Source organism: Bacillus nitratireducens (assembly GCF_001884135.1).
In the GTDB taxonomy this organism is placed as follows: domain Bacteria; phylum Bacillota; class Bacilli; order Bacillales; family Bacillaceae_G; genus Bacillus_A; species Bacillus_A nitratireducens.
On record NZ_MAOC01000020.1, the window covers coordinates 101,712 to 126,353 of the forward strand.

General features: G+C 33.5%; 27 protein-coding genes and 1 pseudogene. 17 read left to right on the forward strand and 11 right to left on the reverse strand.

Translation table 11 applies throughout. The annotated features are described in order from the left end of the window. Positions 1 to 966 carry a DMT family transporter gene (locus tag BAU23_RS06020; RefSeq protein ID WP_000371451.1) on the reverse strand — a complete coding sequence of 322 codons (966 nt, stop codon included), beginning with the start codon at positions 964 to 966 and terminating at the stop codon, positions 1 to 3. 255 nt (positions 967 to 1,221) lie between these two features. Between BAU23_RS06020 and BAU23_RS06025 the strand changes: the two genes are divergently transcribed. Together BAU23_RS06025 and nhaC are read left to right on the forward strand one after the other, a co-directional pair. Next, on the forward strand, positions 1,222 to 1,881 hold the full coding sequence (locus BAU23_RS06025) for a class I SAM-dependent methyltransferase (RefSeq protein WP_000119202.1): 660 nt from the start codon (positions 1,222 to 1,224) through the stop codon (positions 1,879 to 1,881). Positions 1,882 to 2,214: 333 nt separating this feature from the next. Next, complete coding sequence (nhaC, locus tag BAU23_RS06030; protein WP_000843984.1) at positions 2,215 to 3,618, forward strand: Na+/H+ antiporter NhaC; 1,404 nt, start codon at positions 2,215 to 2,217, stop codon at positions 3,616 to 3,618. 40 nt (positions 3,619 to 3,658) lie between these two features. Here the strand turns inward: nhaC and BAU23_RS06035 are convergent, their stop codons facing one another. Both BAU23_RS06035 and BAU23_RS06040 read right to left on the reverse strand, forming a co-directional pair. Continuing rightward, positions 3,659 to 4,048, reverse strand: a complete 390-nt coding sequence (locus tag BAU23_RS06035; RefSeq protein ID WP_002079120.1) for a MerR family transcriptional regulator — start codon at positions 4,046 to 4,048, stop codon at positions 3,659 to 3,661. Between the two features lie 7 nt (positions 4,049 to 4,055). Further along, positions 4,056 to 4,766: an SDR family NAD(P)-dependent oxidoreductase gene (locus tag BAU23_RS06040; protein ID WP_000759559.1), complete on the reverse strand. Its 711-nt coding sequence runs from the start codon at positions 4,764 to 4,766 to the stop codon at positions 4,056 to 4,058. 190 nt (positions 4,767 to 4,956) lie between these two features. Here BAU23_RS06040 and fumC point away from each other — a divergent pair, with 190 nt between their 5' ends. After that, on the forward strand, positions 4,957 to 6,345 hold the full coding sequence (fumC, locus tag BAU23_RS06045) for a class II fumarate hydratase (protein WP_000456603.1): 1,389 nt from the start codon (positions 4,957 to 4,959) through the stop codon (positions 6,343 to 6,345). A 95-nt stretch (positions 6,346 to 6,440) separates the two neighbouring features. Here fumC and BAU23_RS06050 read toward each other — a convergent pair whose 3' ends face one another. Continuing rightward, positions 6,441 to 6,863, reverse strand: a complete 423-nt coding sequence (locus BAU23_RS06050) for a PH domain-containing protein (RefSeq protein ID WP_000669064.1) — start codon at positions 6,861 to 6,863, stop codon at positions 6,441 to 6,443. Positions 6,864 to 6,995: 132 nt separating this feature from the next. On the opposite strand from BAU23_RS06050, the gene BAU23_RS06055 reads away from it, so the two are divergent. Beyond that, positions 6,996 to 7,187: a hypothetical protein gene (locus tag BAU23_RS06055; protein ID WP_000670934.1), complete on the forward strand. Its 192-nt coding sequence runs from the start codon at positions 6,996 to 6,998 to the stop codon at positions 7,185 to 7,187. A gap of 38 nt (positions 7,188 to 7,225) precedes the next feature. On the opposite strand, the pseudogene BAU23_RS30490 reads toward BAU23_RS06055, so the two are convergent. After that, a pseudogene (locus tag BAU23_RS30490) lies at positions 7,226 to 7,441 on the reverse strand (MBL fold metallo-hydrolase); the annotation flags it as partial. A gap of 251 nt (positions 7,442 to 7,692) precedes the next feature. Between BAU23_RS30490 and BAU23_RS06065 the strand changes: the two are divergent. Together BAU23_RS06065 and BAU23_RS06070 are read left to right on the forward strand one after the other, a co-directional pair. Further along, positions 7,693 to 8,457, forward strand: coding sequence for a DUF2087 domain-containing protein (locus tag BAU23_RS06065; protein WP_001280295.1), 765 nt, complete (start codon positions 7,693 to 7,695; stop codon positions 8,455 to 8,457). Positions 8,458 to 8,556: 99 nt separating this feature from the next. Continuing rightward, positions 8,557 to 9,966 carry an MATE family efflux transporter gene (locus BAU23_RS06070; protein ID WP_000804159.1) on the forward strand — a complete coding sequence of 470 codons (1,410 nt, stop codon included), beginning with the start codon at positions 8,557 to 8,559 and terminating at the stop codon, positions 9,964 to 9,966. A 53-nt stretch (positions 9,967 to 10,019) separates the two neighbouring features. Here BAU23_RS06070 and BAU23_RS06075 read toward each other — a convergent pair whose 3' ends face one another. Beyond that, positions 10,020 to 10,718 (reverse strand): peptidase E, encoded by a 699-nt coding sequence (locus tag BAU23_RS06075; RefSeq protein WP_000762107.1) that lies wholly within the window; start codon positions 10,716 to 10,718, stop codon positions 10,020 to 10,022. A 543-nt stretch (positions 10,719 to 11,261) separates the two neighbouring features. On the opposite strand from BAU23_RS06075, the gene BAU23_RS06080 reads away from it, so the two are divergent. The 6 genes from BAU23_RS06080 (at position 11,262) to BAU23_RS06105 (ending at position 15,055) form a co-directional block, all read left to right on the forward strand. Then, on the forward strand, positions 11,262 to 11,660 hold the full coding sequence (locus BAU23_RS06080) for a DUF3942 family protein (RefSeq protein WP_000347523.1): 399 nt from the start codon (positions 11,262 to 11,264) through the stop codon (positions 11,658 to 11,660). 125 nt (positions 11,661 to 11,785) lie between these two features. Next, positions 11,786 to 12,202 (forward strand): BlaI/MecI/CopY family transcriptional regulator, encoded by a 417-nt coding sequence (locus tag BAU23_RS06085; protein ID WP_000495057.1) that lies wholly within the window; start codon positions 11,786 to 11,788, stop codon positions 12,200 to 12,202. A 1-nt stretch (position 12,203) separates the two neighbouring features. Continuing rightward, complete coding sequence (locus BAU23_RS06090) at positions 12,204 to 13,016, forward strand: M56 family metallopeptidase (protein WP_000871963.1); 813 nt, start codon at positions 12,204 to 12,206, stop codon at positions 13,014 to 13,016. 54 nt (positions 13,017 to 13,070) lie between these two features. Beyond that, a complete protein-coding gene (ccdA, locus tag BAU23_RS06095; protein ID WP_000990454.1) occupies positions 13,071 to 13,784 on the forward strand; it encodes a cytochrome c-type biogenesis protein CcdA in 714 nt (237 codons plus the stop codon). 18 nt (positions 13,785 to 13,802) lie between these two features. Next, entirely contained in the window at positions 13,803 to 14,357 is a 555-nt protein-coding gene (locus BAU23_RS06100) for a TlpA family protein disulfide reductase (protein ID WP_000733171.1), read from the forward strand. 14 nt (positions 14,358 to 14,371) lie between these two features. After that, complete coding sequence (locus BAU23_RS06105; protein WP_002094654.1) at positions 14,372 to 15,055, forward strand: prolipoprotein diacylglyceryl transferase family protein; 684 nt, start codon at positions 14,372 to 14,374, stop codon at positions 15,053 to 15,055. 56 nt (positions 15,056 to 15,111) lie between these two features. Here the strand turns inward: BAU23_RS06105 and BAU23_RS06110 are convergent, their stop codons facing one another. Continuing rightward, positions 15,112 to 15,657 carry a helix-turn-helix domain-containing protein gene (locus tag BAU23_RS06110; protein ID WP_000427648.1) on the reverse strand — a complete coding sequence of 182 codons (546 nt, stop codon included), beginning with the start codon at positions 15,655 to 15,657 and terminating at the stop codon, positions 15,112 to 15,114. A gap of 149 nt (positions 15,658 to 15,806) precedes the next feature. Here BAU23_RS06110 and BAU23_RS06115 point away from each other — a divergent pair, with 149 nt between their 5' ends. After that, complete coding sequence (locus tag BAU23_RS06115) at positions 15,807 to 17,144, forward strand: D-serine ammonia-lyase (RefSeq protein ID WP_000658329.1); 1,338 nt, start codon at positions 15,807 to 15,809, stop codon at positions 17,142 to 17,144. 153 nt (positions 17,145 to 17,297) lie between these two features. Beyond that, positions 17,298 to 18,545, forward strand: coding sequence for a DUF445 domain-containing protein (locus BAU23_RS06120; protein WP_000058336.1), 1,248 nt, complete (start codon positions 17,298 to 17,300; stop codon positions 18,543 to 18,545). A 30-nt stretch (positions 18,546 to 18,575) separates the two neighbouring features. On the opposite strand, the gene exsE is transcribed toward BAU23_RS06120, so the two are convergent. Genes exsE through BAU23_RS06140 form a run of 4 tightly spaced genes read right to left on the reverse strand, consistent with a single transcriptional unit; the run spans position 18,576 to position 21,577 of the window. Beyond that, on the reverse strand, positions 18,576 to 19,532 hold the full coding sequence (gene exsE, locus BAU23_RS06125) for an exosporium protein ExsE (protein WP_016129099.1): 957 nt from the start codon (positions 19,530 to 19,532) through the stop codon (positions 18,576 to 18,578). Beyond that, positions 19,529 to 20,599: a hypothetical protein gene (locus BAU23_RS06130; protein WP_001039099.1), complete on the reverse strand. Its 1,071-nt coding sequence runs from the start codon at positions 20,597 to 20,599 to the stop codon at positions 19,529 to 19,531. The genes exsE and BAU23_RS06130 overlap by 4 nt, the downstream gene beginning before the upstream one ends. Beyond that, complete coding sequence (locus BAU23_RS06135) at positions 20,592 to 21,035, reverse strand: hypothetical protein (RefSeq protein ID WP_000972335.1); 444 nt, start codon at positions 21,033 to 21,035, stop codon at positions 20,592 to 20,594. Before BAU23_RS06135 ends, BAU23_RS06130 begins: the two co-directional genes overlap by 8 nt. Beyond that, the gene (locus BAU23_RS06140; protein ID WP_306475274.1) at positions 21,032 to 21,577 is read right to left on the reverse strand and encodes an RNA polymerase sigma factor; all 546 of its coding nucleotides are present in this window, start codon (positions 21,575 to 21,577) and stop codon (positions 21,032 to 21,034) included. Before BAU23_RS06140 ends, BAU23_RS06135 begins: the two co-directional genes overlap by 4 nt. Positions 21,578 to 21,797: 220 nt before the next feature. Between BAU23_RS06140 and BAU23_RS06150 the strand changes: the two genes are divergently transcribed. The 3 genes from BAU23_RS06150 (at position 21,798) to BAU23_RS06160 (ending at position 24,605) form a co-directional block, all read left to right on the forward strand. Further along, entirely contained in the window at positions 21,798 to 22,436 is a 639-nt protein-coding gene (locus tag BAU23_RS06150) for a response regulator transcription factor (RefSeq protein WP_050569672.1), read from the forward strand. Positions 22,437 to 22,440: 4 nt separating this feature from the next. Next, positions 22,441 to 23,541, forward strand: coding sequence for a sensor histidine kinase (locus BAU23_RS06155; RefSeq protein ID WP_000397640.1), 1,101 nt, complete (start codon positions 22,441 to 22,443; stop codon positions 23,539 to 23,541). A gap of 125 nt (positions 23,542 to 23,666) precedes the next feature. Next, positions 23,667 to 24,605, forward strand: coding sequence for an ABC transporter ATP-binding protein (locus BAU23_RS06160; RefSeq protein ID WP_001093827.1), 939 nt, complete (start codon positions 23,667 to 23,669; stop codon positions 24,603 to 24,605). The last annotated feature ends 37 nt before the right edge of the window (positions 24,606 to 24,642 follow it).

Genomic DNA, 24,642 nt, shown 5'->3' on the forward strand with positions numbered 1-24,642 from the left:
TCATTGTATATTGTGTCTTTTTTCATTAACGAGTTTTAGCTTCGATTGTCCTTCATCTGGTTTTTGGCTTAATATGAGCACCATTATAATGACACAAAAAGCACCTAATATTTGAAAAGATTGAAATGGTACGTGCAATATTACGACAGAAGATATAATAGCTGCAAGCGGTTCTGTGCAACCAAATAATGTTGTTTCTTTTGGAGTAAGGTATCTTATGCTGTCTAAATATAAATAAAATGCGATAAGTGTTCCGAAAATAACTACAAAGGCAATGAGCGGAAGGGTACTTAGTTTTACATATTTCATAGTTGATAATAAAATGAATTCGTTTGTGGAAATAAAGTGTAAAATCGTTACGCCTACTCCCCCAATAATCATGCCCCATCCAACGATAACGGATGAAGACCATCTTTCTAACAATTCCTTTGAATATAAGCTATAAAATGCGAGAGATAATCCAGATAAAATGCCCCAAACGATAGCTGGTGTAGAAACAGCCAAGTTATGAACAGACCCGTTTGTTAGTAATAGAAAAGTCCCTACTAATGAAAGGGTAATTGAAATAAAATCAATTTTTGATGGACGAACGTTCCATTTGAAAAGTAAATATACAGTAATAAATATAGGAGCTAAATATTGTAATAATGTTGCAACGGCAGCGTTTCCCTCTTTAATGGAAGCGAAATACGTATACTGTACAGCAAGCATACCGAATAGGCCAAACAAAATCATTTTATAAGCATCAGATTTTTGTTTCCAGATGCCGAATATCTCTTTTCTGCTCGTTCCGAATGATGAAATAATGAGCAAGATGACGCCGGATATAAGCAGACGAATGGTAACTAACCATTCAGTAGAAACTTTTTCGGATTGAAAAAGTTGTTGCGCTGCTGTTCCTGACAACCCCCATAAACAAGCGCCGATTATGACCATTAGAATTCCTTTTAATCGATTTGGATCCATAAGGTATGTAGTCCTCCTTCCTAAAAAATATATTGTATACAATATGCAATATATCACGAAATGAGGGATTTATAAATTTAAATTTCTGATTTCCTTAAGTGGAAATTGTATAAGGTGTAGTTAGGTCTACAATACAAGGAAGTAGGTTAAATAAAGCAAGTTAAAATTATAAGATTGAATCATAATCAAGAGGATAAAAAAATAAAGATAAGAGTAATTTGATTTGCTAAAAATATATGTAGAAGGAGATATGTGATGAGCTGGGTTACTCATAAACCAACATTTGAATTTGATAATTATAGTCATTTTATTAGGGCGAATACGGCGTGGGTTGGGCATTTAGATTTCGCATATGATTTAGTAAGGTTTGAAAAGCCAGAAGTATTAGTTGAGTTAGGTACACATTTAGGGGCTTCCTTTTTCAGTTTTTGTCAAGGGGCAAAAGATGGAGGATTAAATACAAAATGTTTTGCTGTAGATACTTGGACGGGAGATGAGCATACAGGTCCATATGGGGAAGGTGTTTTTCAAATAGTAAATAAAGTAGTAAATATGAGTTATCCTAATATAGGTAATTTAATTCGTTCTACTTTTGACGAGGCAGTGGATCAGTTTCAAGATGGAACGATAAATGTGTTGCATATTGATGGTTATCATACGTACGAAGCAGTTTCTCATGATTATAAAACATGGTTACCGAAACTTGCGGATAACGGTATCGTTTTATTTCATGATATTGAAGTTAAAACTGGAGACTTCGGCGTGTATAAGTTTTGGGATGAAGTTAAAGCGAAGCATCCTCATTTTCAGTTTGAGCATTCATATGGGCTTGGTGTATTATTTCCGAAAGGTTGTAGCGATAAGTTTGTGGAAATACTTAAAAATAAAGAAGAAATACAAAATATGTATAAATAAAAGTGGAGCATGCATCATTTTAATGATGTGTGCTTTTTTATATGGGGAAAAATGGTACTCCTTAAAAGGTGAGGATAATAGTAAAAAGTTTTGTTGTGGCAAATATTAAAAAAGTTATTCTTGAATTGTTCTATCTAAATAAAAATGTAACATTTTTTATATTTTCCATTGCGAAAAGTAACATCTACTTTTACAATAGAAAAGGTGTCCATATATTATACTGGAAAAATAAATCGAAATAATATGAAAATTTTGTTTTGTCTTCGCTAATTGTATATTACATACATGTAAGACGACATACGTCATGTTATCGACCTGTAAGGAGAGAAAAAAATGAAAAGTGTAAGATTACCATCGATGCTAGAAATCATAGTTCTTTTATTACTATTTCTTGCTGTTGTCTTTTCCTTCCAAACGATTTTTGATCTCCCAATTCAATTAGCGCTATTTATTTCATGGTTTTTAGTAATTGCGCTTGGATTAAGATTAGGATTTCGTTATCAAGAATTGCAAGATGCAATTACGAAAGGGATTTCTAACGGATTGGAAGCAATACTGATTTTAGTTGCAGTAGGTGCTTTAATTGGAACTTGGATTGCTGGTGGCGTTGTACCAACATTAATCTATTATGGATTAGAGTTTATTCACCCTAGCATATTCCTATTAGCAACATTAATTATTTGTTCGATAACTTCTATCGCGACAGGAACATCATGGGGAACAGTTGGAACAGCAGGTATTGCTATGATGGCGATTGGTGAAGGACTTGGCTTACCACTTCCGCTTGTTGCTGGTGCAGTTCTTTCAGGAGCTTATTTCGGCGACAAATTATCACCACTTTCTGATAGCACAGTTCTTGCAGCGTCTATGGCAAAAGTAGATGTTATTGCTCACGTTCGAGCTATGCTCGTATTAGATGTTCCGGCTTATATTATTACTAGCATTATGTTTACTGTAGCTGGTTGGATGTATGGCGGCGATAATGTAGATTTGAATCGAGTAGAGTTTTTAAAAGAAGCTTTATTAAAGGAATTTGATATTAAAATATGGATGCTTGTTCCGGCGGTCATTGTTATCGTTCTATTAGCGATGAAGAAACCCTCTATGCCAACAATTGCAATGGGAGCTTTAATTGGTGCAATTTGGGCAACTCTTTTCCAAGGAATGCACTTTGGAGAGGCAATTGGAACAGCATATAATGGATTCTCAATTCAATCTGGTGTCGAGTTTGTTGATAAGTTATTAAACCGTGGTGGAATTAACGGTATGCTCGGTTCAGTAGCCGTTATTATTTTCGGGTTAGGTTTTGGTGGACTACTTGAAAAGCTAGGTGTTTTAAAAGTAATCGTATCAAAATTTGAGAAGAAATTAAATTCTGCAGGTAATGTAACATTGTCTACATTAATCGTGGCATTCTTAGCTAATATATTTGGTTGTGCGATGTACGTATCACTTATTTTAACACCGAAAATTATGGAAGATAGCTATGATAAATTAAAAATAGACCGCCGTGTATTAGCGCGTAACTCAGAAGTAGGTGGAACGTTAACTTCTGGTATGGTTCCGTGGTCGGATAATGGTATTTTTATGGCTGGTATTTTAGGTGTAGCAACGTTCTCATACGTTCCGTTTATGTGGTTAAGCTTTGTATCGTTAATTTTAGCCGTTATTTACGGATATACAGGCAAGTTCATTTGGTATGTAGATGATGCAGATAAAGGAAAGCAAGCATCATAAAATAAAAAATCACCTTCTACAATATGTAGAAGGTGATTTTTTATTTTGTAATAGGAGTTGAAGAAGTTATTTCGTCCTCATATTTAGCAATTTTTTGTTGTATCTTTTTTAAGTTTTTTTCAGTGTCTTGAATGAGCTGTAAGACGTTGGTCTCCTGTTGTTTCATTAATTCCAACCGTTGAAGGATGGTGGATTCTCCCACCATAGACCAGTCGATAAATTGTTTTATTTTTTGAATTGGCATACCGGTGTGTTTTAAACATAAAATCATCTCTAAATATTTCAGTGCTTCTTCATCAAAAACTCGATCTCCTTTTTCATTTCTTTTAAGAAAAGGAAACAGTCCTTGTTTATCGTAATAACGTATTTGAGAAATAGTTAAGTAGTGCATTTTGGCGACTTGCCCAATTGTATAATACATATCATTCACCCCTTTATTACCAAGGTATAATGCCGTCTTTATTTAGTATTTTACCATTATAGTTTGTTTCACTTAATGCATATTTAATAATAATTTTAGCACTTTCATTGGTCGTATGGCCACCTGGGGAATTTCCATTTAGGTCAGTAGTTGTAAAACCAGGAGTTACTCCGAAAATTGCTGGACCGTTAGTACCAAATTCTTTGCTAAATGCTAATGTTAAAGCATTAATAGCTGTTTTTGAAGAATTATATCCTAATATGTTAATTGGGTGTGTTTCACCGCTAGCAAACATTGTTAGTGAGGCCATGTCAGTTGTTACATTTATAATTTTACTGTTGTTTGATTTCTTTAATAATGGTAAAAAGGCTTGCACCATTTGGAATGTTCCAAAAAAGTTTACTTCAAATCCTTGGCGTAAAGTTTCAATATTTAATTCACTAGGTAGCGTATGGAAGTCGAGTGCTATGCCTGCATTATTGATTAATAAATCTAAGTGGTCAGTCTTTTCATGGATTTTTTTGATTGCTTCTTGAATGGATTGAGCACTAGAAATGTCTACTTGAATATAGGAAACGTTTGAAACATTTAAAGATTCTACGGCTTGTTGTCCAAGTTGTTTATTACGAGCACCTAAAAATACGTGATAGTCTTTTTCTGCTAATTGACGAACCAATTCATATCCGATCCCTTTATTCGCACCTGTTATGAAAGCATATTTTTTCATTTTGAATTCCTCCAGTAGTGTTATAGTAGGTTACAATGGAAAGGATACAGCCTAAACTTAAGTTTAGGTCAAGAGGAATTTTCAAAAAAAATATTGAATATTTGTATATATGAGTGAGAATCCTTATCATTTGATTGAAAGTCTGTTAATATAAGAGATGTAGGTATTTTATTTTCAAGGGGATGAAAAAATGGAGTACAGAATTGAAAGAGATACATTAGGAGAAATAAAAGTTCCAGCTGATAAATTATGGGCAGCGCAAACGCAGCGTAGTAAAGAAAACTTCCCGATTGGAACAGAGCAAATGCCGCTTGAAATTGTAAAAGCATTTGCCATTTTAAAGAAAAGTGCAGCGCTTAGCAATCAAAAATTAGGAAAGCTATCAGAAGAAAAAGCAGAAGCAATTGTAGCAGCAGCTGACGAAGTGATTGCAGGGAAATGGAATGAACATTTTCCGCTTGTCGTATGGCAAACGGGTAGCGGTACACAGTCAAACATGAATGTGAATGAAGTAATTGCAAATCGAGGGAATCAAATTTTGAAAGATAAGGGATCTGACGTACATATTCATCCGAATGATGATGTGAACATGTCTCAAAGTTCAAATGATACATTTCCAACAGCGCTTCATGTAGCATGTGTAATTGCAGTAGAAAATCACGTATTACCGGCAATTACGAAATTAAAAGAAACTTTAGCAGAAAAAGTGACTGCATTTGAACATATTATTAAAATCGGTCGTACGCATTTACAAGATGCAACACCATTAACGTTAGGACAAGAAATTAGCGGATGGCACCGTATGCTTGAAAAAACAGAGCGTATGATTGCAGATAGTAATACATATATGAAAGAATTAGCAATTGGTGGTACTGCGGTTGGAACTGGTATTAATGCTCATCCTAAATTTGGTGATATGGTAGCAGAGGAAATTAGTCAATTTACAGGTAAGCAATTTATTTCTGCGCCAAATAAGTTCCATGCGTTAACGAGTCATGATGAAGTTGTATTTGCACATGGAGCATTAAAAGCATTAGCTGCTGATTTGATGAAGATTGCTAACGATGTACGCTGGCTTGCAAGTGGTCCACGTAGCGGTCTTGGGGAAATTATTATTCCTGCAAATGAGCCAGGAAGCTCTATTATGCCAGGTAAAGTAAATCCAACGCAAAGTGAAGCATTAACAATGGTTGTAGCGCAAGTTATGGGAAATGACGCAACAATCGGATTCGCTGCGAGCCAAGGTAACTTTGAGCTAAACGTATTTAAACCAGTTATTGCATATAACTTCTTACAATCCGCTCACTTATTAGCAGATGCAGTTGTTTCATTTAATGATAATTGTGCAGTTGGTATTGAAGCAGATGAAGAAGTAATTAAAGAGAATGTGAATCGTTCATTAATGCTTGTTACAGCATTAAACCCGCATATCGGATATGAAAATGCAGCGAAAATTGCTAAGCATGCTCATAAAGATGGGTTAACTTTAAAAGAGGCAGCACTGCAATCTGGATTATTAACAGAAGAGCAATTTGATGAAATTGTAGATCCGAAAAAAATGATTGCTCCGAAAGAGTAATAGAAGAAGCCAAGATTCTTAGTTTAGAATCTTGGCTTTTTTGATATTCATTTTTATGTTTCCGCCACTTGTACTACTGCAAGCTCCAAAAGATATTATTTGTTAGCAGACGTATTCATTACTTTCATATGTGGGCAGTTCTCTTTTAAGAGTGAAATGAATCTTTCTTCTTCTTGTGGTACGAAAGTTGTCACTGAGTCAAATAAATTATAATCAATTTCTAATTGCTGCCTAGTCCATTTTTCTGAACGGAGTGTTTTGCCAGAGTATTTAATGTGACGAATATCTTCAAATGGAATTTCAGTACGTAATATGAAACCGTGTTTTACAATAAGAGAAGATTCCGTTATGTTGTAGTGGGAGAAATAGAATGAAGAGAGATTCACGATATTTAACAGCATCATAAGAGTGAAAAAAATAGAATTTTCGTTTTGGAAGAATAGCGAAATGAAAAAAATAATTATAAATAATGTAATAAAAATGACGTGAAATGGATTTTTTTTCGCTTTAAACTTCAAGTTAGTCACCTCGTTATACGTGTTCTTTAACTAAATTAAATCACAGCATCGTAATGAAACGTGAGAATATGCAGAATTGCATATTCTTTCGGTTTATTATTCGTGTAAAATTTTTTGATAGGATAAATTTAAATGAAGTTTTTAGTAGTGGAGTGGCAAAAAGTGACTAACAAGAATAGAAGCGTAGTGCTAGTCATAATTAGTTGTATGATGATTATGAATGGCTGCTCAAATAGATTCGTTGAAGATGGAAAGCGAAAACATGTATTTGTACAAGCGAGTAAAGTTTTAGTGGAAGTTGTTTATAAAATATATAAAGGATAAAAAGGGTGTTTCTATATGTGGAAACACCTTTTTTGTAGTTAAAATTGAATACTGAAGTTTTGGAATGAGTGAATGCCGGTTCCATGTTGAACGAGGTTGTTATCACTTAAATATTGAATAGCGTATTTTACTTCATTCAATATAGTAAGTGAAAGACCAAGAGTATGATGTGAACCGTAAATTTGTTCAATGGGCAAGAAAGTTGTGATTTTGTCTAGAGATTGAACTAAATCTGTAGGATTTGTTTTATCGTAAACCAAGGACCTTTTAAAGTAACCATATTTTATTTCACATCCTAATAATAAGTGGTTTCTAAAAACACATTCGCTGTTTGTTGTGACAAGTCCTTTTTATAACGTATAAATAGATGTTTTAATTAAAGTTTATAAAATAGGTAAACGAAACATTGAAATGTTTACTTTTGATATGGTAAGATGATGTAGTGATAATAAACGTTATTGTAATTTGTTTGTTTTTAAGTAAACCTTTTAAAGGAGTGTTTAGTATGAGTGATATTTCAGAGAAGTTTTGGGATGCATCGGTAGAGGAATTAAAGAAAGGGTATGTGTTTGACGAGGTAGCAGAAGAATATATTTGTTTAGCTTGCGGAGAAACGTTTATAAAAGGGGTTATTTATCAAGAAAATCAAGTTTTGTATGAAGCAGAGAAGTTTATACAGTTGCATATTCAAAATGAGCATACATCTATGTTTGAATATTTATTAAATCTTGATAAGAAGTTTACGGGTTTAACTGAGTTGCAAAAGAAGATGGTGCAGTTTTTCCATATGGGACTTAATGATAAAGAGATTGTAAAAGAAATGGATGGTGGGAGTACGTCGACAATTCGTAATCATCGATTTACATTGCGCGAGAAAATGAAGCAAGCAAAAGTATTTTTAGCGTTAATGGAATTGTCAGAAGAAAAATCAAAAGTTCAAACTAAATTTGTACCGATTCATAGAACAGCTACGATGGTGGATGATCGATACAATATTACAGAGGAAGAAAATGCTGAAGTTTTAACAGCACATTTTACAGAAGGTTTGGATGGACCGCTTTCTAAATTTCCGAAAAAGCAAAAGCGTAAATTAATTATATTACGTCATTTAGTGAAGAAATTCGATAGTAACAAAAAGTATACTGAAAAAGAAGTAAATACAGTTTTAGAAAATATATATCCGGATTTTGTAACTTTGAGAAGATATTTAATCGAATATGGTTTTTTAGATAGAACAGCTGATGGAAGCCAATATTGGGTGAAGTTATAATAATACGGAAAAGAAGATGAATAGAAGCACATCGTTATAACAACTATACAAAGATATAGAAGTTGAAAAACAGATTTTTAATAAAAGGAGAAATGAAATTTGAAACCACCTACAGATAACAATAAAGAAGGTGCGGAGTCACATAAGTTAGAAAGTGAGAGTAAACCGATTTGGAAATCGATGTCCATGTTTTTAGTGCCGTTACTTTTAAGTAATGTATTACAGTCAGTTGGACAGTTATTTGGAATGGTAGTAGTAGGAAGGTGGCTTGGCGTAAATGATCTAGCAGCTATATCGGCATTCTTCCCATTATTTTTCCTGCTCGTTTCATTTGTAATTGGAATTGGTTCTGGTAGTTCAATTTTAATTGGTCAAGCATTTGGTGCTAAAAATGAAGAGCGCTTAAAAGCTATCGTTGGTACGACGCTTACGTTTACTTTTATTATCGGAGTCGTGTTGGCGATAATAGGAAGTATTTTTGCGATGGATATTATGCGTCTTATGGGAACACCAGAAAATATTATTGAAATAAGTGTGCATTACGCAAGAATTTTATTTATATCTATGCCAGTATTATTTTTATATTTTGCATACACAACATTTATGAGAGGTACAGGAGATTCTAAAACACCATTTTACTTTTTAATCGTAAGTACAGCGCTAAATATGATCTTATTACCAATTCTTATTTTTGGTTGGTTAGGAGCTCCGAAATTAGATGTTTACGGGGCAGCCTATGCTTCAGTTATATCTACAGTTATTACGTTTATTGTCATGCTAGTGTATTTAAAGAAGAAAAATCATCCACTACAATTAGACGGGACAGTAAGAAAATATCTTCGTATGGACTGGGAGTTATTAAAGTTATTGTTACGACTTGGTATTCCAGCGAGTATTAATATGATATTAGTTTCATTATCAGAAATTGCAGTAATTGCATTTGTGAATCGCTATGGATCAGATGCAACAGCGGCGTATGGTGTTGTGAACCAAGTTGCAAGTTATGTACAAATGCCAGCGGTTAGCCTCGGTATTACCGTATCAATTTTTGCAGCGCAATCAATCGGTGCGAACCAATTTGATCGATTGCAGAAAGTTGTTAAGGCCGGAATTATTATGAATTATATCATTGGTGGTGTATTAATATCTCTTATTTACTTGTTCTCAAGAGATATTTTAGCACTATTTTTAACAAGTCAAAATACAATTGACATTGCTCATAGTCTAATCATGATTACATTATGGAGCTACTTAATTTTCGGTCATGCACAAATTATTAGTGCGACAATGCGAGCAAGTGGTACTGTACTATGGCCAACTGTAATCAGTGTTGTATCAATTTGGCTTGTTGAAGTACCTGTGGCGTATTATCTTTCTTACCATACGAGCCTTGGAATAGAAGGGATATGGATTGGGTATCCAGCTGCATTCATCGTCAGCTTAATATTACAGTATGCATATTATAAGCTTTCATGGCAGAAGAAACGAATTACACGATTAGTGAGTTAAAAGATGAAAATGTCCCTAAGTCATTATACTTAGGGACATTTTTTGATGAATGCTTATAAATAACTTTTTAAAGTTATGTCAAAATGTTGTCTAATGAGTTTTCCATTATTCATATAAAACTCCCAAGCTGTATCTGGCGCACCTATAATTTCAAATGAACCTTCTGTAATATATAAAGCGCAATTATCTTCTAATGCGATGCCCTCTATATTACCTTGGTGAGTTTGTAAAAACGTATGGAAGGCATTCATTCTATTTAATTGATTGTAATGAGGGCAAAATCTTTTGTTAACAATACTCCAGCCACTACTTTCTACATAACCAGAACCTTCATAATCTGAACGTATGCTAGATGTAAACCAGCACATAGCGCCGGCACTATATCCTGCAATAAGTGTTCCACGTTTTAAAGCAAATAGTAACTTTTCATCTAGTTTATGTTCTTTCCATTGTTCAAGCATGTGAACGTAATTTCCACCGCCAAGATAAATGAAATCGGCAGAATAAATCATCTCATCTATTTCATATTTAGTAGGTGTTTCGGTTGAAATGCGTAAAATTTGAACCTCACAATGTAATTGCTTTTCAAATGTTTCTAAAAATAACTTTATATATCCTTCATCATCATGACTAGCTGTTGGAATGAATAATACTTTTGGGTATTGTTTATTTGTTAATTCTATAAGTCGTTCATTAATATGCAAGTGATTTGGATCTTGTAAATCACCGCCACCAATGACAGCTAATTTCATAGTAAAGCACCACCTAATAATATTTGTTATGTAAAAATTCGATAGTGGGGAGTTACATTCCTTCTGTGATTTAATGAATAAGGGGAAATAAAGCAAACAATATATTGAAATAGCATGAGGTATTGATAGCTGTAGATAGAAAGGAATTAGATGCAGTTTATCCCGCTATTTGCGGGCAGTAAGACTCCCGCCTCAAAATTCGACTGGAGCAAAGCAGTTAGGTGGGAGTCGGGCTGCCCGTAAACGCCCGATTGGTGAAGACTAATAATCAGTGGGGGATGAACAAAACCCCCACTGATTAAAGTTTCACTTTATTGATATATAATACTGGATAATATTGTTTCAAAGTATGGAAACAATATGTTTAAATGAATATAATGACGTACTAATGAATATTGAAAGAGTATTTATATTAAAAAGTACGGGGAATAACAGTAGTTTTACAAAAATGTTTTTTCCTTTTTATAGGAATTTATTTCATAATATGGTAAAATTATATTAATATATTTATTAGCGTAAACTGAAAAGAGGGAGCGTGAAAGAGTGGATTTTCGATTTGAGTTCGCAGCGAAGGTGAAAGAATATTTAGATGATGAAAAAGATGAAAAAATAATAAAAGATGGACACAGAGATATAATTTATAAATATTTATATCCGTTAGAGAGTGAAATTGGAATTTTTAAAAATCCTAACTTTACTTTTTTTGCATCAGGAAGACGTTCACATATAGTATTAGAAAATATTGAATTTAAAACAGAAGTAAACGTAGAAAGTAATATAATTGAAATTGCAAAAATAGTGGATAATGTGGTGATTCCATTAGATACTATCGTAGCTAAGGATCGGGAATTATTTGCACTCGGGCGTAATGAGAAATTTAGCGTGCAAATATTAGAATATTATCTTTATGATACATTTGGTGAGAAGTTAGGTTTACAATGAATCGAACGCGGTACAGCTAACTAATTAGTAGGGATTAGGATTCATTTAAGTATCAGTTAATATCATTTATGTTTGACCTTCTATATATTTTATACTACAATCTGTAGTGTGAAAGGGGCCATACGATGTTTACTCAAAACTACAAATTAAATGAGCAAGGGTTAAATCACTTTTTCGGACCGCTTGAAGCGAAAATAATGGAAATTGTTTGGGCTACTCAAGGTATTACCATTAAAGATGTGCAACAGAAATTAAGTGAAGAAACCCCGGTGAATTTTAATACTGTAATGACAGTTATGAACAGATTAGTAGAGAAAGCACATTTAGAAAAGCATATTGTGAAAAGAAGTGGTATGTATCGTACTACACAAACGAAGGAAGAATTTTTATCTAATCAAACGAAGAAAATGACACAGGAATTAATGGGTGAATTTGGGGATCTTGTTGTGAACCATATGATAGATGAGTTAGAACAAGCTGATCCATCTTTAATAAAAAAATTAGAAGAGAAATTAAGTCAGCTAAAAAAAGAGGACCGATAAAATGAAGTGGCAAATGCGTAAAATCGTTTTGTTAGCAGTGACTATTAGTGTGCTTTTTTTAAGCATGTTAGTATACTACGTTACATACCCATTTCTTTTTCAAAATAAAGCATTTTTCCTTTCGCAATTTTGTTTATTTGAATTACAAAAACATATGAGGGAACTATCAATACTTCGTATAATGATAGCCGGATTACTGTTATTTACTGTAATCATTATGAGTAAAAGAATTTGGAAGCAATTTTTTTATAGTAAAAAATTGAAAAGAAATCTCGTGTCTATTACTAGAAAAGGAAAGCAAGTATACGTATTATCAACGTTACAGATTACGGCATTTACAATTGGATTATTTCGACCGAAAATTGTCATTTCAGAAGGAATGTTTCAGGCATTTTCTGAGGAAGAAATTGATGCGATTGTATTACATGAGGAATATCATCAAAAAAATCGAGATCCATTAAAGTTATTTTTCTTTACCTTGTTAGCTGAAGGAATGATGTATATTCCTATATTAAAAGGGATGCTGCAGCGTTATCATGTATATCAAGAGCTATCAGCAGATAAATATGCGATGCAAAAAATGAAATCTTCCTTTGAGCTAGGTAGTGCATTATTAAAATTAATTAAAATAAAGACGATGGAAAATCAATGTATTACAGCGTCGTTTGCGAAAACCGCAATTAATTTAAGAATTGAGCAAGTGTTGAATGAGAAAGTTGTTAAGCTGAATATGCCATTACATACAAATTCAGTATATGTAACGTTAGGGCTATTTTGTATGTCGATTGTACTTATTGTCGGAGAGTGCATATAGCCTCTTTTTTTAATAATTAACACTACGCATTGTAGTGTGTTTAGGAGGGATAAAATGAATGCGGCGGATTTAACAATTTGGCTAGTAGTAGGGGCTGGGGTACTTTCATTTATATCACCATGTTCTTTACCGCTATATCCATCTTATTTATCGTATATTACAGGTGTTTCTATTCAAGATTTAAAAGAAAATCGTGGAATTATGCAAAAGTCAGCGATTATACATACAGTATTTTTTATGATTGGTTTCTCGGTTATTTTTTATGCGTTAGGTTTATCGGTAAGCTGGATTGGGGTTACTTTTTCATCTAATCAAAGGCTGATTCAGCAAATTGGTGGGATATTTATTATTTTAATGGGGCTATTTATGACTGGATTGATTCAGCCTAAGTGGCTTATGGCAGAGAAAAAAGTACAATATAGAAGTAAATCGACAGGGTATATTCGCTCAATTTTGGTCGGCATGACATATGCAGCAGGATGGACACCGTGTGTTGGACCGATATTTTCTGCAGTGCTTATGCTCGGTGCGACCAATCCTGAAAGTGCGCTTCTGTATATTACAGCGTACACCCTTGGATTTGCAGTTCCGTTTTTCGTGATGGCATTTTTTATTGGAAAGGTAAAGTGGATTGTTACATATGCCAATGTCATGATGAAAATTGGTGGTGGAATGATGATACTAACAGGGGTTTTATTATATACAAATCAAATGACGAAAATTACAGCATTCTTTATTCGTATATTTGGTGGATTTACAGGATTTTAGAAATGAGGAGGAAGAAAAGTGAAGAAACTAATTGCTATTATACTGGCCGGGGCACTAATTTGGACAGGAGTTAACTTTTATAATACAAAGAAAGAAGAAAAAGAAAGAAAAGCGAAACAAGCGGAGTTACAAGAGAAAGAAGTATTACCACAAGTAGGATTTAAAGCACCAAACATAACATTAAAAGGATTAGATGGGAAGTTGTATTCATTAAATGATGCAAAGGGAAAACCATATGTTATTAATTTTTGGGCATCGTGGTGTGGCCCATGTGAAATGGAGGCTCCTGATTTAGTTCGTTTGTATGATAAATATAAAAAGGATGTTGAAATTTTTGCGGTAAATGCAACAATCGGTGATCCAGTACAAGAAGCGAGTGCATTTGCAGATCGCCACGGATTTACATTTCCAGTTCTATTAGATATGGACGGAGTAGCTGGATTAGATTATAAAGTATTCTCTTTACCAACGACATTTTTTGTTAATAAAGATGGAATTATAGTAGATCAAGCACGAGGTGTATTACCTCCAGATCAATTAGAAAAGAAGTTTAAGAAATTAATTGAGAATTAAGAGGGGATTTCATAGTGATGGAGTGGATGGTGAGGTTACAACCAGTTTCTCTTATAATAGGAAGTTTATTTGGATTTACTCTGATGAAACTAAGGATGAAAAAGCAAAATATTCAATATGAAAAAATGATGGATGCAGTAACGAATGGTTTTCTCATCATTGTATTAGTATGGAAATTTGCACCGGCAATATTAAATCCAGTATGGGCTTTTGGATCGCCGGTGCAAGCATTATTAGCTGTAGGGAGCATGCAACATATTATAGTAGGATGCATAATTGCCAGTATATATATTGTTTGGAAAAGTAAAAAAGAGCAATTTTCTCTTCGGATTTTACTTGATACATTGCCTTTTGGATTGTGCGTGAGTATTATCTTTTATTTTCTATTCCATCAAGAAGTAGGTGCACAAACGACACTGCCGTGGGGGATGAAAATATATGAATCAAGATTTTTGTATCATCCTATTTTCATGTATGAGATTATACTCGCACTCTGTATAATTGGCTCGTTATGGATTGAAAATGAAAGATTAGGAAAGGGAAAGAATATAAGCTTTTTTCTAATTTGCGAGGGAATTGCTCATATCATTATTTCACTTATTAGTGAACAAAATTCAGTTCTATTTGGTCTTTCAATACAGCAAATACTCAGTTTTTTTGTTATTAGTTTAGGGATCTTGTTCGTACCAAAAAAATAAAAGTAGCCATGCACAGAGAGCATCTATGCATGGCTATTTCTGTATCATTATATGAATTAAAAAATCGGCGGAGTAACAGAAAATAAAACAATCGCATTTTTCTCGAATTGATTTACCCATTTATGTTTTAAATAAGCTGGTATTTTTACGCTATCACCAGTTTCTAATGTGTATTCTTCTTCATTTAAGTGCAATGTGATTTTTCCATCTAATACAAATGCTAATTCTTCTCCTTTATGTTCTAGAACATTTTCTGATGAAGCAGTATTCGGTGGGATAGTCATAATTGCTGTTGCTAAATTTCCTGTGAAATCAGGTGATAACAATTCATATGATAAATTATCGATAATCATTTTTTTTCTTTTATGAGAGCGCACGATTAAATCATCTGTATTTGTTTCTTCGAGTAAAAAACTAAATGTTGGAACATCAAGAGCTTTTGCGAGTACCTTTAACGTTTGAATGGAAGGGTTAGCAGAACCACGTTCAATTTGACTAAGCATGGATGGTGTGATTTCGGCCATCTTTGCCAATTCTTTACTAGTTAATCCTTTCTCTTTTCTTTGTTTTTCAATTTTTTTACCGATATCTATATTCTCCATAATAAATGCTCCTTAATAATTATTAAATTATATTTAAATAAATTAAATTAAAATTAACTAAAATGAATTATTTATGTTAAACTATATTAAAATTAATTTAATTATAATTTATTATATGGCTAGCTACAAGGATATGAGGAGGAAGAGGAATGAAGGAGATAGAGGCATTAAAAGAGCAATATCCACTAGTAAATAACTTAATCGCAACAGAAGAAGTATTTTGGATAAACCCGAATATGGAAAAGTATGAAACAGCAATAAAAAATTCGCCACTTAATCAAGAACATGTAAAAGATGCGGAAGAGAGATTAAAGCGTTTTGCACCATATATTGCGAAAGTATTTCCTGAAACGAAAGAAACGGGCGGTATTATAGAATCACCTTTAGTGAAAATCTCTTCTATGAAACAATCTTTAGAGAAAAGTTATGGGCAACCTATTTTAGGGGAATTATTATTAAAATGTGATAGCGGGCTTCCGATATCAGGATCAATTAAAGCTAGAGGCGGCATTTATGAAGTGTTGAAACATGCAGAGCAATTAGCACTTCAGCATGGAATGTTAACAGAGGAAGACGATTATTCAATTTTAGATAGTGATAGATTTAGAGGTTTTTTTGCGAAGTATTCAATTGCAGTAGGTTCTACTGGAAATTTAGGGCTTAGCATTGGGATTATGAGTGCGAAATTAGGTTTTAATGTGACGGTCCATATGTCAGCAGACGCAAAACAATGGAAAAAAGATTTATTAAGAAGTAAAGGTGTAAACGTTATTGAATATGAAGCTGATTATAGTAAAGCGGTAGAAGAAGGAAGACTGCAAGCAGATGCAGATCCTAGCTGTTATTTTGTTGATGATGAAAACTCACATGATTTATTTTTAGGATACGCAGTAGCAGCGTCACGTTTACAAAAACAATTAGAAGAGTTAGAGATTGTAGTAGATGAAGAGCACCCTTTATTCGTTTATCTTCCGTGCGGAGTAGGGGGAGGACCTGGCGGAGTAGCATTTGGTTTAAAGTTATTGTATAAAGACAACGTACACTGTTTCTTTGCGGAGCCTACGCACTCTCCATGTATGTTACTCGGTTTAATGACAGGGCTTCACGATAAAATTGCCGTTCAAGATATCGGGATTGACAATGTAACTGATGCGGATGGGCTTGCAGTAGGAAGACCATCTGGATTTGTCGGTAAAACGATGGAACCATTTTTGAGTGGAAATTACACAGTAAGTGATGAAGCGTTATATAGATTATTAAAAGAACTGGCTGATACTGAAAATATTTATTTAGAGCCATCTGCATTAGCGGGTATGATAGGGCCGTTGAATGTATGCAAAACTGAAAATGAATATTTACAAAAACAACAGTTAACAGAGAAGGTGAAGGAAGGTACACATATTGTGTGGGGAACTGGTGGAAGTATGGTTCCAAAAGACGTGATGAATGGGTATTATAAAACAGGTGTGGAATTAACGTATAAATAAAAATGAGGCTATTTACAGCCTCATTTTTTTCATGTACATAAAATTCTTTGTTATTTTCGCACTAGTTCTTTATAGTATAGATATAAAGGATTGCTAATATCGAATGAAAATAACAAAAAGCTTTATTTTACATAATAAGAGGATGTGTATACGATGTCATTACAGACTAAATATATAGCGGGTATTTCGCTTGGGGTTATGGGCGTAGGTTTTGCGGCTACCATCCCTTTTCAAGGAACGGTAGCTGGGGAGATTATTCAAGGGGGATTTGAAGCTGGGTTAGTTGGTGGACTTGCGGATTGGTTTGCGGTTACGGCTTTATTCCGTCATCCGTTGGGAATTCCAATTCCACATACAGCATTATTACCTAAAAATCGGAAACGGGTAACAAAGGGTCTCGTTTCTACGTTAGAAAACGAATGGCTAACGAAAGAAAGTATTACAAGTAAAGTAAAAGAAATGCAGCTAGCGCAAATGGTACTGCAAATTGCTGAGAAAGAGTTACAGTCTGATGCTGTGAAAAAAGGGATTGTAACAATTGCTGAGAAAGCGATTCTTCAAATAGATACGGAAAAATTGGCAGTTATTATTGAAAAAGAATTAAAAACGTATTTGCATACAATTAACACAAGTAACATATTACAAGTTCTCGTGGATCAATTAGTAGTGCAAGAATATGATGAAAAAACACTTGATTACATATTGGTAAAAGTGAAAGATTGGACAGCTCAAGATGAAGCGCGTTATCAGCTCGGAAGCTTAGGAATGAAGGCGATGGAAAACATAAAAGTAGATGGATTCCTACAGTTTACTTTGAAATCGTTTATGAACATTGTTGATGAAGATAAAATTGGTGGCATTTTGCAGAAGTTTATTATTAGCAATATTAACAGCTTGCAAGATGCTGATAATAGCACAAGACAACTTATATTAGCGAAGATTCGTCAAGAAATTATAAATGTAAAAGAAAATGAATCTTTATTAGAGGAATTAGAGAAGTGGAAAGAAAAATGGATTGCAAATTGGGATGCTACTGAAAAAATAAAAGAGATGCTAGAGCAAGTACAACAAAGGGCAGTTACCTTTGTGAAGAATGAAGAATTTGCTGATAAATATGTTGTTCCATTCTTACAAACACAAATGAATAAAATAAAAGAAGACGAACTGACTGTTCAAAAAATAGAAGATTGGTTACAAAAACAAGTTGTTACTATAGTTGAAAAGAATCATTCGAAAATTGGAAAGCTTGTGCAAGAAAACCTTGATAAGTTAGATGATAAAACATTAATCGAAATGATTGAAAATAATGTCGGTAAAGATTTGCAGTGGATTCGTGTAAACGGGGCTGTTTGTGGTTTTATGATTGGATTAGTTTTAGAAGGAATAAAAGCGATTATATAAGAAAAACCTTCCACAATTGTGGAAGGTTTCTTATTTTTCGATAACACTCATATTTATATTATAAGCTTTCTCAATATTTAATTTGTACGTCCCATTTCCTGTTTTTATCGAGTTTTTATACCAATGTTCTTGCTCGTTTAATTCTGGATTTTCTTCTGAAGAATTATTTTCTTTTTTCGTTAAATCTTCTACTTGTTCCCAAGGTGTGTTTCCATGAGTTTCTTTTTTGTTTGTTACGGCGATTAAAGATACATCACTTTCTTTTGCTAAATGAACAGATACATTCGAACTTTCTTGTACAAACCAATTATTTTGTAATTGGCCTGGATAAAGGGATAGTTCGTTATTTGAAGCACGAACTTCTACATTTTTATTTTGCGGAAGAACGAGTGTTGGTTTTACCTGTGGTGCTGAATTCCATAACGTATGTTGAACTGGTAATGATTTTAAAGTGATATACATCGTTTCCCCAGCTGTTTGAACTGAAAGGAAATCTTCTTGTTTTAAATTAAGTTTTTCATTAGCTTTCGTTGTCATTTCATATGTTCCAAGAAGGTGAATTTGATTTGTATCATTACCCTCTATTGTTAGAGGATAATGCCCTGCATCCACTACAATTTTTTTGATAGATTCAGGTATATCAAGTTGTCCACTTGGAATATTACTCGTTTGCTGAGTGGTATGAATAGAATGACGAACTTCATCTAGTAATCCAGTTGATAATAAACAGTAAAAAGCAATTCCGACGCTTCCTAAAACGCCGATAAAGAAAATACTAAAAATATCATATTTAATAAAGGATTGTTCCTTCTTAGAAAATAGAAGGTATAGTAAAATTTCCACGCCAAGTATGATAAGTAAAACAGGCCACCAAGCTGTTAAGGAATCTAATACCTCAGTACCTTTTATAACTGAAAATAGTAAGAAGCAACCTAATGCAATAATAGAAAGCCCCATTGAAAATGTTCCAACGCGCCATGTTCTCATTCTTTTGTACCACCTTTGTTTTCTTTATTTCCAATTAACAATTTAAAGCCGCCACCAATTAAGAGGAGTGCAACGATAGATGTTTGGAAATAGCGATAATATAGTTCGCTAAGATGAATGTTAAATATAGTTGCAAAGTAATCGTTCAAAATAGGAAGGACTGTTTGATCTAATAAATAATAACCACCGAGTGTAATTAACCCAATGCCGATCCATCTTTGATGATTGATAAAATAATCAATGATAGGTTCGTCATTTACACGTTCTTTTCCATACTTTGCGGTTTGCTGTAAAGCGTCAAAAAAGCTATAGAACCAAATGATTGGAACTAAAAATAAAAACGCTGAAAGTCTTAATAAGTCGAGTAAATATATGGAAAGTAAAAAGGCTGCCATAAGCTGAAGGCCGCGGCGTTGTAAGCCTAAATACATATGTCCTGCTCCGGGGAACATCGCTAAAATAGAAGCGAATGTTTTATTCTTCTTTCCTTGTTCACGGTGTTCTTCAAACTCTTCAAAAATAGTACGATCATCTAGTTGCTCGCCACGTTCTTTTTTCTGGAGTTGCTGAACAACATCGAAGAAATTGTAAATCCATAAAACAGGTAATGTAATAAGGAAGATAAGGAAACTTTCTTGCGATGTTAAAAGTGCAACGAAAATAATCATACTTCCGATTCCTGTGCAAGCTACTAAAAATGTAAGTCCACGTTGCATAAGTCCTAATTGAAAATGTCCAAGTCCAGGGATGATTGATAGGAGAATGATATAAAATCGTTCGCTCTCTTTAGAGGACTCTGTAAATTCTCCGGCAGCTTGTTTTTTTGATTGATTAATAATAGTGATAACTAAATCTAATAAATTGATCGCCCATAAGACGACTAGTAAAAATAGAGAAAGAAAAGCAATATCACGCGCACCTAATGCTATTGTACAAAATGCTGCAAAGATAAATAGAAATACAGCCCCTCCGCTATATAAAATAAACCGTCCAAATTTCTTTAAATATAAATGTCCAAGCCCGGGAATTAGCCCTAATACAAGTGCTAAAAAGGGATTTTTATTCATGCTTTGAACCTCCGTCCTTTTTTGATGTGTCTACCGATTTGTTTACAATTTGTTGTGAGATAGAAGACTCGTTATGTTTTGAAGATTTCTCGAAATTTGATGTTGCTGTGAAAATATACTGGAATAAACCACTTACCATAAAAATAATTGTAGCCGCAGTTGCAATTATGTAGTGAATAATCGTGCGCTTTAGTGAGTTTGTTTTTATATTTTCATTAGATTGTAGTGTTTCAAAATTAATTTGCGTCATAACTTCGTTCGTAAATGAATCATCATTTATCATTGGAAGGTTTTCATGTTGTTCATCAATACTTTCCATATAAAGTGCTAAACAATGATCACATTCATAAAGATGTTCTTCCATAGATTCACGTTCATTGCTTGCTATAAAATCTAAAGTATAATTGCGCCAATCTTCTTTTGAATAATGCATCATAGAAACTCTTCCTCCTTCCAATGTTTTTTAATCCATTTTCTTGCCCGATACAGTTTCATTTCGACTGTTTTCACTTCGATATTTTCCTGAAAAGCAATTTCTTGATAACTTTTTTCCTCTAAATAATGCGCGAGAACGACATCACGGTAATTTTCCGGAAGTTCTCTCAGTTTTTGAGCAATCAATAATTTTTGTTCTTTCGTCAATAGTAAAGCTTCAATGTTATGAGAGGATTTTATATTTTCCTCAGTTTCTTTACATAAGGAGAGTTCTTCGTGTTCTCTAGCTTTCTTCCTTTTATAATCAATAGCGTGATTGGTGGCAATACGTGCCATCCACGTTTTTAATCCGCGAAATTGATAATTAGGGAGAGAGCTGTGAATTTTTACGAATACTTCTTGTGTAACATCTTTAGCATCTTCTTCATGTCTTAAAATAGAAAAGATAACTTGAAAAATATAATGACGATATGTTTGTACAAGGATACGAAAAGCATGTTCGCTTCCTTGCTGTGCTTTTTCAATTAATTGTTTTTCCTCAATGGGTCTCTCCCTCCTTTTTGACGCATTCTATTATATAGACGTAAGAAATGATCGGTCACCCTACACATGTTGTAAAAAAAGAATAATATATTTTTAGGAAGGAAGCTATATGAAAAAAGGTGTGAAAAAATGGTAAAGAGAAGTATATAATGAGCAAGTAGGAAATGTTACGGGAAGAAAGGATGTGAATGTTAGTAGGGGAAGGTCCATACTAACAAACATGAAAATTAAAATATTAATAGCGGATGATAATTCTTTTATTAGAGAAGGCATGAAAATTATTTTAAATACATATGAAGAGTTCGAAGTTGTAGATACAGTAAATGATGGGAAAGAAGCAGTGGACTATTGCAAAAAGAACGACGTCGATATTGCCCTTTTAGATGTTCGTATGCCAAACATGAACGGGGTAGAGGCAACAAAGTTCATTTGTGAAGAGACGAAAACGAAACCGCTAATTTTAACGACGTTTGATGATGATGAATATATTTTGGACGCAGTAAAAAACGGAGCGAAAGGTTATTTGTTAAAAAATAACGATCCAGAGCGTATCCGTGATGCAATAAAAGGAGTATATAACGGTCAAACTGTTATGCAAGATGTAGTACTTGATAAAATTAAGTCTAATTTAATGGAAAGTAAAGAAGAAGAATCTAAAATTGATAAGAGCCTTTTCACAGAAAGAGAGCTTAGTATTATCGCATTAATTGCGAAAGGTTTCTCAAATAAAGAAATTTCGAAGAAACTTTTCATATCTGAAGGAACGATTGCAAATTATATTACATCAGTTTTAGGGAAAACTGGACTTGAACATCGTACACAAATTGCAATTTATTATTTAACAGGGAAAGTAGATTAAAGATATGGAATTTTGGTTAATTGTAAGTAAATTAATTGTCTTTATATATATTGTGTTTAGTTACATTTATTTAAATGTCGCGAACTTACCATGGATTATACTTACTTTGCTTTTATATCTTTCTGTAAACGTTCTGATTTCTATATTTAAAAAAGATACGTACAAAAATATATTAACTAGTGTTTCAATTGGTATAGTTATGTTATTTACATGGAAGGTTCATCCGTTTTTTATTTTGTTTTTACCATTGAACTTATATGAAATTATATTTCATTATATAGAGAAGAAATGGCAGCTTTTTATCATTATGATGATTCCTATTATCTTTACAGAAGAAAGTATTCGAATGACATATGGATTAATTGTTGCATTTTCTTTCATCGTATTAACTATGGCAGAACGGTATATATCGCGTGTATTAAAGCTTGAATCACAAAATGATAAGATGCGAAAAGATATGCAGCGACTGACGAAAAGCCTAAATGAAAATAAAGAGTACATAAGGCAATCGGAGTACACATTTAAGTTAGAAGAGAGAAATCGGTTATCACAAGAAATTCATGATAAAATCGGTCACTCGATGACAGGTGCGCTAATTCAAATGGAAGCAGCAAAGAGATTAATGGGGATAGATAAAGAAAAATCTGCCGAGTTATTACAAAATGCAATTCATATTTCGAAAGATGGAATTGAAAGTATTCGGGTTACATTAAAAAATATGAAGCCACCAACAGAGCAAATTGGCATTCATCGTATGAAATTATTCATAGAGGAATTTGCTGGTAAGCATGATATAAATATTCCTTTCGTATATAAAGGGAATTTGGATATGATTTCACCAATTCAGTGGAAGATTATCGGTGAAAATGTTACGGAGGCACTAACGAACGCGATGAAATATGCTGATGCGACAGTCATTTCAATCGATATTCATGTACTTAACAAGATGGTGAAAGTACAAGTGAAGGATAATGGTAAAGGTGCAGATCTCGTTAAGAAAGGCCTCGGTATTATGGGGATGGAGGAGCGAACAGCGTCTGTAAACGGTAAAATCATTGTAGATGGAACAAGTGGTTTTTCAGTAACGATGTTGTTGCCGATATGAGGGATGAATCATCTCATATGAAAAAAGTGAATATTCTCATGTGAAAAGAGTGAACTTCTGCACTGAGCAGGTTCACTTTTTTTGTTTATAATAAACAGCAGAGAAACCGAAATAGGGGTGAAATGATGAATACATTAGAAATTAAAAATTTAACGAAAAAATTTGGTGATTTCATCGCGGTAGATAATATGTCGTTATCTATTAAAGAAGGAGAGATATTTGGCTTTTTAGGATCAAATGGTGCTGGTAAGAGTACAACGATAAATATGATTGCTGGGTTGTTAAGAAGTAATGAAGGTGAAATTAGCATACTAGGAAAAAATATAAAGAAACATAATCGATTTGCCAAAATGAACATCGGTATCGTTCCGCAAGATATTGCGATTTATGAAGAGTTAACTGCCTATGAAAATGTGAAATTCTTTGCTGGATTGTATGGGTTAAGAGGAGTGGAGTTAAAAGCGAGAGTAGAGGAAGCACTTCAATTTGTGGGGCTTAGCGATAAACATAAAAGTTACCCAAAAAACTTTTCTGGTGGAATGAAACGAAGACTGAATATCGCTTGTGCAATCGCTCATAGACCGAAATTAATTATTATGGATGAGCCGACAGTTGGAATTGATCCACAATCAAGAAACTATATCCTCCAGTCTGTTCGAAAATTAAATGAAATGGGAAGCACCATTATTTATACGAGTCACTACATGGAAGAAGTAGAAGAGATTTGTTCGAAAATAGCAATTGTCGATCACGGTAAAGTAATTGCAGAAGGAACGAAAGAACAGTTAAAAGCGATTATTACAGATACGAAAGATATTTGGATTGAAGTAAAGTCAGTAGAAAATTTAGATGTAGAAAATTTAAAAGAGATAAATGGTGTGAAAGCTGTTCAAATTGAAGAGAACGTAATTAAAGTAAACTCGGATGCAGGAGTAAATAATTTAAATAAAATTATTCAGCATTTCATTAATCATGACATTGAAATTCGTTCGTTAGAGGAGCAGGCCCCGAACTTAGAAACAGTATTCCTTACGTTGACTGGAAGAAACTTACGAGATAAATAAAAGGTAAATGAAGAAAAGGTAAAGGGAGGTTCATCAA

Bases quoted from the DNA above. Each gene is read 5' to 3' on its own strand.
- BAU23_RS06090 (WP_000871963.1), top strand. From the start codon at position 12,204: ATGAAGTGGCAAATGCGTAAAATCGTTTTGTTAGCAGTGACTATTAGT.
- BAU23_RS06075 (WP_000762107.1), bottom strand. From the start codon at position 10,718: ATGAAATTAGCTGTCATTGGTGGCGGTGATTTACAAGATCCAAATCAC.
- ccdA (WP_000990454.1), top strand. From the start codon at position 13,071: ATGAATGCGGCGGATTTAACAATTTGGCTAGTAGTAGGGGCTGGGGTA.
- BAU23_RS06150 (WP_050569672.1), top strand. From the start codon at position 21,798: ATGAAAATTAAAATATTAATAGCGGATGATAATTCTTTTATTAGAGAA.
- BAU23_RS06025 (WP_000119202.1), top strand. From the start codon at position 1,222: ATGAGCTGGGTTACTCATAAACCAACATTTGAATTTGATAATTATAGT.
- exsE (WP_016129099.1), bottom strand. From the start codon at position 19,532: ATGAGAACATGGCGCGTTGGAACATTTTCAATGGGGCTTTCTATTATT.
- BAU23_RS06085 (WP_000495057.1), top strand. From the start codon at position 11,786: ATGTTTACTCAAAACTACAAATTAAATGAGCAAGGGTTAAATCACTTT.
- BAU23_RS06120 (WP_000058336.1), top strand. From the start codon at position 17,298: ATGTCATTACAGACTAAATATATAGCGGGTATTTCGCTTGGGGTTATG.
- BAU23_RS06160 (WP_001093827.1), top strand. From the start codon at position 23,667: ATGAATACATTAGAAATTAAAAATTTAACGAAAAAATTTGGTGATTTC.
- nhaC (WP_000843984.1), top strand. From the start codon at position 2,215: ATGAAAAGTGTAAGATTACCATCGATGCTAGAAATCATAGTTCTTTTA.
- fumC (WP_000456603.1), top strand. From the start codon at position 4,957: ATGGAGTACAGAATTGAAAGAGATACATTAGGAGAAATAAAAGTTCCA.
- BAU23_RS06130 (WP_001039099.1), bottom strand. From the start codon at position 20,599: ATGAATAAAAATCCCTTTTTAGCACTTGTATTAGGGCTAATTCCCGGG.
- BAU23_RS06055 (WP_000670934.1), top strand. From the start codon at position 6,996: ATGAAGTTTTTAGTAGTGGAGTGGCAAAAAGTGACTAACAAGAATAGA.
- BAU23_RS06110 (WP_000427648.1), bottom strand. From the start codon at position 15,657: ATGGAGAATATAGATATCGGTAAAAAAATTGAAAAACAAAGAAAAGAG.
- BAU23_RS06065 (WP_001280295.1), top strand. From the start codon at position 7,693: ATGAGTGATATTTCAGAGAAGTTTTGGGATGCATCGGTAGAGGAATTA.
- BAU23_RS06020 (WP_000371451.1), bottom strand. From the start codon at position 966: ATGGATCCAAATCGATTAAAAGGAATTCTAATGGTCATAATCGGCGCT.
- BAU23_RS06115 (WP_000658329.1), top strand. From the start codon at position 15,807: ATGAAGGAGATAGAGGCATTAAAAGAGCAATATCCACTAGTAAATAAC.
- BAU23_RS06135 (WP_000972335.1), bottom strand. From the start codon at position 21,035: ATGATGCATTATTCAAAAGAAGATTGGCGCAATTATACTTTAGATTTT.
- BAU23_RS06040 (WP_000759559.1), bottom strand. From the start codon at position 4,766: ATGAAAAAATATGCTTTCATAACAGGTGCGAATAAAGGGATCGGATAT.
- BAU23_RS06155 (WP_000397640.1), top strand. From the start codon at position 22,441: ATGGAATTTTGGTTAATTGTAAGTAAATTAATTGTCTTTATATATATT.